This is a genomic window from Thalassotalea agariperforans (assembly GCF_053470345.1).
The window spans coordinates 605070-617797 of sequence record NZ_JBQMWH010000001.1 but is presented as its reverse complement, the minus strand read 5'-3'; the positions used below and the strand labels follow the sequence as shown (position 1 = coordinate 617797).

The window sequence follows — 12728 nt, the reverse complement described above, 5'->3', positions numbered from 1 at the left end:
CAAAAAAATGAAAAAACAAGTATTACGTATTGGTGTTGGTGGCCCTGTCGGCTCAGGAAAAACTGCCTTATTGCGCCAATTGTGTCTAGCCTTACGTGACAAATACAACATGGCTGTCGTAACAAACGACATTTATACCCGTGAAGACGCTGAGTTTTTAACTAAAAATGATGCCCTAGCTGCAGATCGTATTATGGGGGTTGAAACTGGTGGTTGTCCGCATACTGCTATTCGTGAAGACGCTTCCATGAATCTTGCCGCCATTGATGAATTACAAGCACTACACCCTAATTTGGATTTTGTTTTAGTCGAAAGTGGAGGTGATAATTTAAGTGCGACTTTTAGCCCTGAGCTTTCTGATCTCACCATATATGTGATTGATGTTTCTGCCGGTGATAAAATTCCACGTAAAGGTGGCCCTGGTATTACTAAATCTGACTTATTAATTATCAATAAAATTGATGTTGCAGAGCTCGTTGGCGCTTCACTTGACGTGATGGACAGAGACACTAAAAAAATGCGTGGTGACAAGCCGTTTATTTTCAGTAATATGAAAACTCAACAAGGCTTAGCTGAAATTATTGCGTTTATTGAAAAAGAAGGCATGTTAACCGTTTAATAGTTAACACCAATTCACTTACAGAAAATAAAGGATATCACATGAAAAATTTTACTTTGTTCGTTAGCTTTTTAAGCTTATTCACTAGCCAAGCTTTTGCTCATACTGATCACGCTTTAGGTGAAGGCGCTTTTCACGGTTTGTATCATGCCGTATTTTGGCTAATTTTTGCTGCGGTAGTAGTGAAAGGTTTTATCTATTTTCAAAAGAAAAAACATGAAAATAAAAGTTCGTCGAAACAATCGATGGATAATAAATAAGCGCAATTGAGTTATCTAAAAAACATCAAACAAGCGCTTACGTTAAGCAAACCTTATTTAGTTAAGGTAAATTGGCTTAACTAAGCGCTTTTTTCATATCAAAAATTCGGCGTTCTTTAGGTTTTCTTGCCGCTACCAAAATAACAAATAGTGCTGGTATCGCCGCACTCATCATGGTCATAACCAAAACATTGGCAACAATCGCTGTCATGATCAAAAAGCTTAATATTGGTAAAACTAGCCAAAAAGTTTGTTCACTACTATGCACTTTTAAACCTTTATGCATAAAAGCAATTAAACAGGCGGTAAATAATGCGGCGCTAAAAAACATCACTACAGAAGTATATAAACTAATACTTATCATGCTGTTAGATAATACAAAATGAGGAACAGGAAGCTCTTTACTTAATTCAGCCAACCAAATAAATGAACCCGATGCAAAACAGCCAACATTAAATGACCATAATTTTTTATTCAGCCTAGGCACAACTTTGCCCCTTTTATTATTGATATTATTATAAATTTTATACTACATGGTTGTTTTTTATACAAGCGATATTTTTTTAATTGTTTGACAGCTAAAAAATTTATGCTAGCGGAAATTTAAAATAACAATGCTGTTTCAACGTTATGCTAGGGTACCGTGAACTTTAAGCTACCGTAAAAATTAGTTTTTTATTCACTAAACATTTCCCGCATAGCAGTATAAAATGTTGATAATTTAAAAACTTAGGACGAATTTAGCGTGAATAAATTATCAGCATTGGTGATCAGTGTTTTTTTACTCTTAGCAGTAGCTATGTGGTATTTAGCAAATGCGTCATTTGAGCAATACCTCACCCATGAGATTTCAGTTACCGGCAAAGCGGCAACAGGCTTTGAAGTAACCAGTGAAAACATTGCTCATAGTGGCGATGACTTAATTATTGCTAGCGTTACCCTCTCAGACAAACAAAAGCGCATCATCAAATTAACTGACCTGCACTTTAAGGTAGATAAAAAAAGTTATAAAGAAGATGTACTGGTAATTGAAGAACTCACCATAGCTAAACTAGATATGGTTAATGTCGATAAACACACTAAAGCAACCTTATTAGCCAATTTATTAACTTACCTAACCGAGCTGCAAAATAACGCGACAGAAAAAAATGCTCAAGCATCGACGCATAAACTACCCGTTATGGCTATAAAGCAGGTTTATGTTGGTAACCCACAACAAAAACAAGCTATCGTACTAAACTCAGCTATAATGGAAAAAGGAATTGAAGCAAGAGCTTTATTTGTTGAAATTGTTAAGTTATTAATTTCACAAGCACAATAGTTTACTAAAAACCAAGATGTAAAATAGTTAGCGAACAATATCAAAAAACAAAAACAGCAGGAAGAAAAAATGCCTTATATACAACACACTAAACAGCTGTTATTAGCCTCACTGATCTCTTTGTGTTCTTTTTCAAGTTTGGCACTGGAGGTTACTCCTTATTTGGGCTATGTATTTGCCAGTGACATTATTGATGCTAACGGCGAAGAATTAACGGTAGAAAAAGGAAATAGTTTTGGTTTAGGAATAGCATGGAAAGACGGCCCGAACGGACTTGGCCAAGTGTTAGTTACCTCAACTTCCCATGAATTTGATACCAATATTGGGACTACTGGCAACATGGATGTCATCTATGCCCACTTTAATGGTGTTGCTCAATTTAAACAGCATAACTATATTACCACGGTTTCCATTGGTTTAGGTGGAGCTTACTATGATGTAGAAGATGGCAGCGACGATATTTTCCCTTCGTTTACCGCCGCCTTAGGCACTAAATACCAAATTAATCAGCAGTTTGCTTTTGTTACCGAATTAAGAAGTTATGTTACTTTGACCGACGAAGATAATGAGCTATTTTGCCAAGCTGGCAACTGCTTAGCTGAGTTTGAAGATAGTTTATGGATAGAAACCGCAATATCGGTGGGTATCACCTACAGTTTTTAATTATTCATTCATAACCGTTTAAAATTAAAAAAGGAGCGCTTGTATAACAAGCGCTCCTTTTTGTTTAAGTACATTATTTGTTTAAGTTCACTTTTGCTTAAGTACAAGAGTCCCTAACACTTTTTCAATTCATTCGCTTTCAATAACATACCTTTGCTTTCCGCTAAAAAGGTTTGTGCATAATCACCAAACCAATCTGACACTTGCTTAAACATAGTAACAAAAGCGTCTTTATCGCCATTTTCAACATCTTCCAATAACTCTAAGAAGCGATAAGCAAAACGTTTCATCATGCCAATATTTTCTGGGTTATTAAAAATAATATCTGAGTATAAAATTGGGTCTTGCGCAAATAAACGGCCAACCATAATAAGCTCTAAACGATAAATAGGTGAGCTCATTTCAACCAACTGTGAAATATCAGCACCTTCGGTCATTAAATGATAGCCATAAGCTATGGTTGAAAAATGGCGCATCACCTGCACCATCGCCATCGCTTTATCATGAGATTGTGCATCAACTGAGTAGATGGTTGCTCCCCAGACTTTAAACTGTTGTAGGAGCCAATCACATTGCTCAGGCATGCGCCCTTCACAAGCAATAATCGTTTGTTTGATCAAACCACTTACATCAGGGCCAAACATGGGATGTAAACCAATAACAGGGCCTTGATGCGCTTTTAACATCTCATAAAGTGGAGACTCTTTAACACTGGTAACATCAGCCAAAATACAGTGTTCATTTAGTCTGTTCAGTTGACGAATAATTAGTGGTGTTAAACGAATTGGCACCGCAACGATCACAACTCCGGCATCAGCCAGAATTTCATCACTATTTGGCCAGTCTTCTTTTTCTAAGGTTAGTACCTGATAATTAGAGCGATTAAATAAATCGACAAATACTTTACCTAGTTGGCCTTTACCGCCAATCACAACCACTTTTTTACAATCAGGGTTAACACAAATATAGCCACTCGCTTCTTGGCTTTTGTAAGAGTCCTGCATAATACGGCGCAAAATATCTTCAACTAGATCCGCCGGCACACCTTTTTCTTCGGCTTCAAAACGCCGCGCTTGAAATAAAGCCGCCTCACGCTCAGGCGCAAAAATAGGCATACCAACTTCACTTTTTATTTCACCAACACGTTTTGTAATAGCCCGACGTTTAGCTAATAAATCGATAAGCTGACGATCAACGGCATCAATTTCATTACGACACACATTTAAACGTTCTTGAGTATTAGACATCCGTATTCCCTATCTTTTCGCTTAGTTTATTCTACTTTTTAACACGTTTGCTAACATTTGCTCGGCTTGTTCAATTAATGTAATCGTGTTATCAAAATCAATACAAGCATCGGTGACTGACACGCCATAAGCAAGCTCTGTTTTAGGTAAATCTGCACTTTGTTTGCCGGCATTTAAGTGACTTTCTAACATCAAACCGATAATTGATTTATTACCGTCGACGATTTGCTGAAAAATATTTTCAGCCACAATTGGTTGGCGACGATAATCTTTACTTGAATTGCTATGGCTACAATCAACGACCAAACTTGGCTCTAAACCTTGTTTTATCAATTCTTGCTCACAAAGATTAATGCTGTCAGCGTCGTAATTTGGTTTTTTACCACCACGCAAAATTACATGACCATCAGGATTACCAGAGGTTTTAATTAATGCCACTTGCCCGTGCTTGTTAATGCCCATAAAACGATGGGGTGATGAAGCTGATTGCATAGCATTAATGGCAACCCCTAAACTACCGTTCGTACCATTTTTAAAGCCAATTGGCATAGATAAACCACTCGCCATTTCACGATGAGTTTGTGATTCTGTTGTACGGGCACCAATCGCTGACCAGCTAAACAGCTCAGATAAGTATTGTGGACTGATCGGATCTAATGCTTCAGTCGCTAATGGTAAACCAAGATCGGTTAAATAAATTAATAATTCACGTGCTTTACGTAAACCAGCTTCAACATCAAATGAACCATCCATATGCGGATCATTAATTAAACCTTTCCAACCAACTGTTGTTCGTGGCTTTTCAAAATAAACACGCATCACTATGTAAAGTGAGTCTTTATATTGCTCGTGCAAGTCTTTTAACTTGCGGGCATATTCTTTGGCCGCTTCAGTATCATGAATAGAGCAAGGACCTGTGATAAATAATAAGCGGTGATCTTTTTTATGAATGATATCTGAAATAATTTCACGTGATTCTTTAACAAATAAACGTGCCGTTTCCGACATAGGTAATTCTTGTCGAAGTGCTTCAGGAGTTATTAATACATCTTCTGCATTAACATGAACATCGTTTAAACGGCTTTTAGCGGGAGTTGTGGCCATAAGTTTTCCGGTAAATAAATAAAAAGAGAAGTCGAAACAGTGTGTTATTTAAGCTTAGGCTTAAAAACTAAAAGATGTAAATCGATAATATCGAAATATGACTGTTGAAGTGGTTTGCAAAATAAAAAACACAGTAAAATTACTATCTAGAAAAGAGTTTCATTATTAATGTCTTTTTACCAGTAAATACTTATTATGTCCAAGATTTTATCGGGAAAGTAACGGTTTTAACTAACTTGATTAAACTTGCTTAAATAAACAAGCCATCTTGCGATGGCTTGTTTATTGGTAACTAAGCAAAAAACGTTTATTCGTGAATAATACGATTAGCCGTTAAATGCTCAACCACACTCGGATCGGCTAATGTTGAGGTATCACCTAAAGAGTCAATGTCGTTTTCAGCAATTTTACGTAAAATTCTTCGCATAATTTTACCAGAACGGGTTTTAGGTAAACCTGGTGCATATTGAATATAATCTGGTTTAGCAAAACGCCCTAACTCGCCAGCAACAAACTCAATAAGTTCTTTAATTAAAGCATCTGATTCTTCTACCCCTTTCATCAGGGTGATATAACAATAGACACCTTGGCCTTTAATTTCATGTGGATAACCAACTACCGCCGCTTCAGCAACCGCAGGATGTAACACTAAGGCCGATTCAATTTCAGCAGTGCCAAGTCGATGACCTGAAACATTTAAAACATCATCAACCCGTCCCGTGATCCAATAATAACCATCTTCATCACGCTTAGCGCCGTCGCCAGTAAAATAATTGCCCGGATACTGACTAAAGTAAGTATCATAAAAACGTTGTTGATCGCCATAAACCGTGCGCATTTGCCCTGGCCAACTACCAGTCATCACTAATAAACCAGAATCAGCACCGGTTAGTGTATTGCCGTCTTTATCAAGGATCGCAGGTTTTACACCAAAGAAAGGTTTGCCAGCAGCACCCGGTTTCATATCGGTAGAGCCAGGTAATGAAGTAATTAAAATACCACCGGTTTCCGTTTGCCACCAAGTATCTGCAATCGGACATCGGCTTTCACCGACTATTTCATAATACCAATGCCATGCTTCTGGGTTGATCGGTTCCCCCACGGTACCTAACATACGTAAGCTTGATTTATCGTATTGTTTTACTAAATCATCACCTAAGCTCATTAATGCACGAATCGCCGTCGGTGCGGTATAAAAAATATTTACCTTGTGTTTTTCACAAACTTGCCAAAACCGCCCAGCATCAGGGTAAGTTGGCACACCTTCAAATACTAACGTAGTCGCGCCATTGGCGAGTGGGCCATAAAAGATATAAGAATGACCAGTGATCCAGCCAGCATCCGCGGTGCACCAATATATTTCACCATCTTGATAATCAAAAACGTATTTGTGAGTCATGGCGGCATAAAGTAAATAGCCACCACAAGTATGTAAAACACCTTTAGGTGTGCCGGTTGAGCCTGATGTATATAAAATAAATAAAGGATCTTCCGCGTCCATCACCTCTGGCTGACAAACGGCAGGCAAAGTTTTTATAGCTTCATAGTAATTAACATCAATCTTATCGTTCCAATTAACATCAGCACCAGTACGGTTTACCACAATCACAGAGTGAACTTGTTCACAATCAGCAATTGCCGCATCAACATTGGCTTTTAACGGTACTTTTTTACCACCACGAATACCTTCATCAGCGGTAATAATAACCTGACAGTCAGCATCAATAACTCGTGACTTAATTGCTTCAATTGAAAAACCACCAAAAACTACAGAATGCACAGCACCAATTCGCGCACACGCTAACATGGCATAACCAACTTCAACGATCATTGGCATATAAATACAAACACGATCACCTTTTTTAACACCACGGGCTTTCAATAAATTTGCAAATCGGCAGACATTATCATGGAGCTCTTGGTAACTCACTTTAGCATCATCACCTGGCTCATCACCTTCAAAAATAATAGCCGTTTGATCCGCTTTGGTTGCTAGATGGCGATCTATACAATTGTAACTAACGTTGAGTTTACCGCCAGCAAACCATTGAATATCAGCTTTGTGATAGTCAACCGAAGTGACACTGTCCCACGGTTGATACCAATCAATAAACTTTTCAGCTTGCTCGGCCCAAAAAGTTTCCGGCGCTTCAATTGACTGACGATACATAGCCTCATATTGCTCAGAGGTGGCATGGGTGTTTTGTTTAGCTGTTGCTAAAACTGGGTAGCGGGGTAACAATTCCTTCATCAACAAGTCTCTATTATTTTAATTATAAGTTTATATGGTGCTGATATTTAAGGCATCAGCACTCTTTTATCTATCACTCGATTATATGATAAATAAAAAGTCACTTCTTTATTATTTAAATACCATAGCACTAAAAAAACAATATGACAACGCTGTCATATTGTTTTTTTAGTTCGAAATTCACACAAATAACTGAATTTATCAAACGTAGAACTTGCTCATAATATGATTAACCGACTATTAAACCTTAAATTATGCACAAAAAAATGGCCCTAATGGGCCATTACATATGGTCTTTTGAAAACGTCATTAAAGTTCCAAATAAACACCTTTAACATTCTGATTACGATATTCAATCACCGTTGGTTTTGCACCTGGTATAAATTCAATTGCCGCATAACCACTTGCCATTTCAATAATACTACTACCTGTTGGTGTGCCTTGATGTTCAATTAATTGGCCATGGCTAGTCATATTAAAAAAGTAACTACGCTGATCATAATCTAAAACACGGTTGCCATTCTTATCAATCGCTTCGGCTTCAATTAATTTATTTCCATTAGCAAGTGTTTTAGCGGTTAATTTAATTTTATCTAACTTGCCGTGTTTGCCGATTAAATAGTTAACCATTAATGTATCTTCAACTAGTATATTATTGCTACTTGAACCTTTAACCACTAATTGATTGTCACCATTATTAAACGGCACTAACCAAACTAAGCCACCAGCAGGAAACTTTTTAGCATCTCGTGTTTTTTCACCTAAGCTTTGTCCATTTAAAAACAACTCGGCTTTTTCTGTATTACAAAACACATTAACATCACGCCCTTCTTTTGGCCCATTACGATGTGTCCAAGTTTTAGACTCAATATAACAAAATGGCTTTTTCGACCAATGGCTAGCAAACACATAATAGGCATCTTTAGGCTTACCATTACGATCTACTAACCCTTTTTGATTCATATAAGGTAATGGGTTTTCAGGACGCAACGGGGTACCAAAATCTTTGAAAGCCCACTGAGCATTACCGGCAAAGTTTTCGGTATTTTCAGCAACAATAGTGTGCCAGTCAAATAAGTCTACAGCGTAGTTTTCATTCCAATCACTATCTTTAGCAACACTTGAAACCACCGCTTGATTCATTGCTTCTTCTACGGAAACTTGAATGCCTTGCATACCCTCTTTGGTTATCGGTGTTTCTGTATGGCGGCCAATATGACTTGATGCACCGTATTCCATGTGTAAGAAAGTAGGATATTTTTTCATTGAGTCAGCAATCGCGTCGCCATATTGACCATAAGCGCCGCCATACCAGCCAGCCCAAATTGATGGTGAAAAAGCATCAACCACTTCAGCACCTGGGTAATATTTACGAATAGTGGTAATACGGCTTGGATCAAGCTGTTTGGTTAAAGCATTTAATTTTTCTAAATAAGGTGTAATTTTTTCGGCATCACCACCACCTGGAAAATCTTCTTCCCAGTACATTTCATTACCTAATGACCAAAAGGCAATACTTGGGTGATTACGGTTTTGTTTAATCTGGCTTTTTAATAAAGCTTCCGTATTTGCTTGCCATTCAGCACCGCCCATACCACCACGACACCAAGGTAATTCATCCCAAATCACTAACCCTAATTCATTCGCTGCTTGATAAACAGCCGGATCTTGAGGGTAATGACCTAAACGAACAAAGTTTGCCCCCATGTCTTTAATTTGTTGCATATCTTGACGATGAATGGCATTTGGCAATGCTGCACCTAAGCCTGCATGTTCTTCATGGCGATGGGTACCACGAATAAGCATTTTTTTACCGTTAACAAAAAAACCTTTATTCGCTCGCATTTCAAACCAACGATAACCTATAGCATTCGTTACCGTTTGAGCAACATCATGTTGTTTGGTTTTAATAGCAACTTTTATTTGGTATAAATTTGGTGCGTCTGGTGACCATAATTGTGGTGACTTAAGATCAGCAAAGTCATAACTCACGGTTTGCATACCTGGCGATAATTCAACCACTTTTGAATCTTTAAATACTTGTTTTTGCTGCGGATCAATCAAGGTATAAATCAATTCAACCTTGTCTTTTTTTAAGACATTTAATTCAGTAGTAACCTTAGTTTTAGCCACTTGTGCCGAAACTTCCGGCATATCAACTTGTACATGACTAATAAAGTTTTGGGGTAAGGTTTGTAACCAAACGTCACGGGTTATACCACCATGAATGAAAAAGTCCGCTTTTTGTGACGGAATTAAATTACGGTTATATTCATTACTTGCCCGTACTAAAATGTCATTAACACCGGACTGGTTTAAATAAGGGGTAATTTCAACAGCAAAACCAATATAACCACCAATGTGCGTTTTAGCCAGCTGCCCATTAACATATACCTGCGCTTGCATGTTTACGCCTTCAAAGTACAACTGATACCGATGCTTATTTGCTTTTATCGTACTGACCGAAGGCAAAGTTAAAGTTTTACGATACCAACTCGCATCACGACGATAGCCAGGGTTTGCATCAACAGTATCAGTACTATTCCACGTATGCGGTAAAGTAATTACTTGCCATTGTGTATTGGCAATAGCCTCTTGCGGCTGCTGGTAATTACTTTCTAAGTATTGCCAATCAGTATTGATTAGCTCAGCGCTATTATTACTTTCATTATTGGCCAACGCATGCTGAGACATAAATAGTGTCGTAATAGAAAGTATTATTATCTTAAACCAGTTGTTAGCAATATTCTTTGCTAACTTGGTATTAATAAATCGAGATAAAGGCATCTTAATATCCTTAAAATTAGGGTAGTTATATTAACGAGTTTATTCAATATAAGCCTATCTCACGGGCAATGGAGGCTAAATAAAATTAACAGAACAACCGCTTATGTTGGCAGTTCATCATTAATAAATAGCAGCCATTAAATATAGAATTAAACTTTTTATTGTTATAAATAAACTCGTTAATCGTTACGTTTTAAACAATACCAAGTGAATTTAGTTATCAAAGCCACATTGGTCATGCCACCTTACCATATTAACAACTATACTAATTACTGCGCAACTATAAATTCAGGGTGCTTGCAATTTAATCTGCCCAACAAGCTATTTTTTTGATAAAATCATTTGTCTTCTCGCTAAAGAGAAACAAATAAGCATAACGATAATATGCCCGTTCGAGTTAAGGAATATCATGGAATTACAAGCAATTAAAACTGACAGGCTCTACGTAAAAGTTGCCGCCCAATTATCAAAGCTGATCAATGATGGGGTGATTTTGCCTGGTAATCGATTACCTTCAGAACGCGAACTCGCTGAAAAATTAAAAGTGAGCCGCCCAACGATCCGTGAATCAATGATCGCATTAGAATTATCAGGTATTGTCGAAATTCGTACCGGCTCTGGTATTTATGTGACCCAGAAAAAACCCTTTCTGGTTGTTCAAGACCAAGGTATTGGCCCTTTTGAAATTTTAGAAGTTAGATCTATTTTAGAAGCTGAAGCTTGTGCTTTAGCTGCTGAACATATTACCGACGAACAAATTGCTGAATTAAAAGCAACAATTGAAGAAATGCAAGAAGAAGAAAAGTCCATCAATAATTCAGAAAAAGCCGATTGGAAATTTCACAGTATCATTGCCGAAGCAAGCCAAAACAGTGCAATTTTATCGGTTGTAAATTGGTTATGGGAATTAAGAAGTAAATCAGATATCAGCTCCGCTTTTGCCATGCGTTTACGTGAAGAAGGTGTTCATCCTTCCATTCAAGATCACAAAGACATTGTCACTGCGCTAGAAAATCGTAACCCTAAACAAGCAAAAGCAGCGATGACTCATCATATTGAAAATGCCACAGCAGCGGCAGCCACTTATTTTGATAACGACCCTTTTAGTAAAATAAAGTTATAAAAAATCGGCTAATGGCTAGTTAAAATTAGCGCAATAAAAAAGCCTAAATGATTTATTTCATTTAGGCTTTTATTTTATCAGTTAACTATCGAGTTATATCAAGTTATAGTAAATTATTAATTTCAACTAACGGGCTAACGTCAGCATCATAATCTACGCCATCAACATCAAAGCCAAATAACTTCAAAAACTCACGATGATAAGCAACATAATCAGTTAATTCATCAATGGTTTCCGTTGATACTTTATTCCAAATCTCGGTTACTCGATCTTGCACGCTATCTTCAAGCTCTTTGTAGTTTTGACTTAAACGCCCTGCTTCGTCAAAACGTGGATTTTCACCGTATAAGTTTTCTTTAAATAAGCCCTGAATTTGCTCAATAACACCTTCGTATGTACCGTCAGCTTTCATAACTTTGAACATAGCTGAAATGTATAAAGGCATAATTGGAATAGCAGAACTAGCTTGTGTCACCACTGCATTTAAAGAAGTCACATACGCTTCACCTTGTAAAGCGGCAGTTGATGCTTTGATTGCGCCAGCTGCACGATCTAAATCTTCTTTAGCTTTACCTATAGTGGCATGACCATAAATTGGCCAAGTTAATTTTTTACCAATATAGGTATAAGCGGTAGTTTTAAACCCTTCAGCCAATACATCCGCTTCTTGCAATGCTTTGATCCATAATTCCCAATCAGCGCCGCCCATAACGTCAATAGTGCCTTGAATTTCAGCTTCGTTTGCTGCTTCAACAGACACTTCATCAATAATACGTTTTGAGGTGTTTAAGTTTTTCGTGGTAACACTTTGCCCAATAGGCTTTAACGTTGACGAATAAACTTCACCAGTATCAGGATCAGTACGACGTGGTGATGCTAAGCTGTAAATCACTAAATCAATTTTACCTAAATCAGCTTTAATTGTTTCAATCGCTTTTGCTTTGATCTCATGAGAGAAAGCGTCGCCATTAATGCTTTTTGAATAAAGACCCGCTTCATCAGCCGCTTTTTGAAATGCCGCTGTGTTGTACCAACCCGCGCTAGCACATTTTTTTTCTGTTGGTGGTTTTTCAAAGAAAATCCCCAAAGTGCTGGCACCGTTACCAAAAGCAGCAGTGATACGAGAAGCTAAACCATAACCAGTAGAAGCACCAATCACTAAAACATTTTTAGGCTTATTATCAGCTTGTGTTTGACTTTTAACGTAAGCTATTTGCTCGTTAACATGCGCTTCACAGCCAACAGGATGTGCATTAGTACAGATAAAACCACGAATTTTTGGCTTAATAACCATAAGAGAAACCTTTTCTAACATGTGATAAATGGTATTTTTGCCGCCTAGTTTACTCTGCT

Annotated in this window: 11 protein-coding genes; 5 read left to right on the top strand and 6 right to left on the bottom strand. The window is 37.5% G+C overall.

Features of this window, described 5'->3' with window-relative positions; all coding sequences use genetic code 11:
• Window positions 1-7 precede the first annotated feature (7 nt).
• On the top strand, window positions 8-619 hold the full coding sequence (ureG, locus tag ACSLUO_RS02710; RefSeq protein WP_448245961.1) for an urease accessory protein UreG: 612 nt from the start codon (window positions 8-10) through the stop codon (window positions 617-619).
• Between the two features lie 41 nt (window positions 620-660).
• A complete protein-coding gene (locus ACSLUO_RS02705; protein WP_448245960.1) occupies window positions 661-879 on the top strand; it encodes a hypothetical protein in 219 nt (72 codons plus the stop codon).
• Window positions 880-955: 76 nt separating this feature from the next.
• On the opposite strand, the gene ACSLUO_RS02700 is transcribed toward ACSLUO_RS02705, so the two are convergent.
• Window positions 956-1366 (bottom strand): hypothetical protein, encoded by a 411-nt coding sequence (locus tag ACSLUO_RS02700; protein ID WP_448245958.1) that lies wholly within the window; start codon window positions 1364-1366, stop codon window positions 956-958.
• A gap of 258 nt (window positions 1367-1624) precedes the next feature.
• Here ACSLUO_RS02700 and ACSLUO_RS02695 point away from each other — a divergent pair, with 258 nt between their 5' ends.
• Together ACSLUO_RS02695 and ACSLUO_RS02690 are read left to right on the top strand one after the other, a co-directional pair.
• Complete coding sequence (locus tag ACSLUO_RS02695) at window positions 1625-2200, top strand: hypothetical protein (RefSeq protein WP_448245956.1); 576 nt, start codon at window positions 1625-1627, stop codon at window positions 2198-2200.
• Between the two features lie 69 nt (window positions 2201-2269).
• Complete coding sequence (locus ACSLUO_RS02690; RefSeq protein WP_448245954.1) at window positions 2270-2863, top strand: hypothetical protein; 594 nt, start codon at window positions 2270-2272, stop codon at window positions 2861-2863.
• 113 nt (window positions 2864-2976) lie between these two features.
• Here the strand turns inward: ACSLUO_RS02690 and tyrA are convergent, their stop codons facing one another.
• The 4 genes from tyrA to ACSLUO_RS02670 all read right to left on the bottom strand — a co-directional run bounded on the left by tyrA (window position 2977) and on the right by ACSLUO_RS02670 (window position 10252).
• Window positions 2977-4110 carry a bifunctional chorismate mutase/prephenate dehydrogenase gene (tyrA, locus tag ACSLUO_RS02685; protein WP_448245952.1) on the bottom strand — a complete coding sequence of 378 codons (1134 nt, stop codon included), beginning with the start codon at window positions 4108-4110 and terminating at the stop codon, window positions 2977-2979.
• Window positions 4111-4131: 21 nt separating this feature from the next.
• Entirely contained in the window at window positions 4132-5214 is a 1083-nt protein-coding gene (locus ACSLUO_RS02680) for a 3-deoxy-7-phosphoheptulonate synthase (protein ID WP_448245950.1), read from the bottom strand.
• Window positions 5215-5521: 307 nt separating this feature from the next.
• Window positions 5522-7465: an acetate--CoA ligase gene (gene acs, locus ACSLUO_RS02675; RefSeq protein ID WP_448245948.1), complete on the bottom strand. Its 1944-nt coding sequence runs from the start codon at window positions 7463-7465 to the stop codon at window positions 5522-5524.
• A 309-nt stretch (window positions 7466-7774) separates the two neighbouring features.
• Window positions 7775-10252 (bottom strand): glycoside hydrolase family 2 protein, encoded by a 2478-nt coding sequence (locus tag ACSLUO_RS02670; protein WP_448245946.1) that lies wholly within the window; start codon window positions 10250-10252, stop codon window positions 7775-7777.
• 409 nt (window positions 10253-10661) lie between these two features.
• Here ACSLUO_RS02670 and ACSLUO_RS02665 point away from each other — a divergent pair, with 409 nt between their 5' ends.
• Entirely contained in the window at window positions 10662-11375 is a 714-nt protein-coding gene (locus ACSLUO_RS02665; RefSeq protein WP_448245944.1) for a FadR/GntR family transcriptional regulator, read from the top strand.
• A 103-nt stretch (window positions 11376-11478) separates the two neighbouring features.
• On the opposite strand, the gene fabV is transcribed toward ACSLUO_RS02665, so the two are convergent.
• Complete coding sequence (gene fabV, locus ACSLUO_RS02660; RefSeq protein ID WP_448245942.1) at window positions 11479-12669, bottom strand: enoyl-ACP reductase FabV; 1191 nt, start codon at window positions 12667-12669, stop codon at window positions 11479-11481.
• Window positions 12670-12728 lie beyond the last annotated feature (59 nt).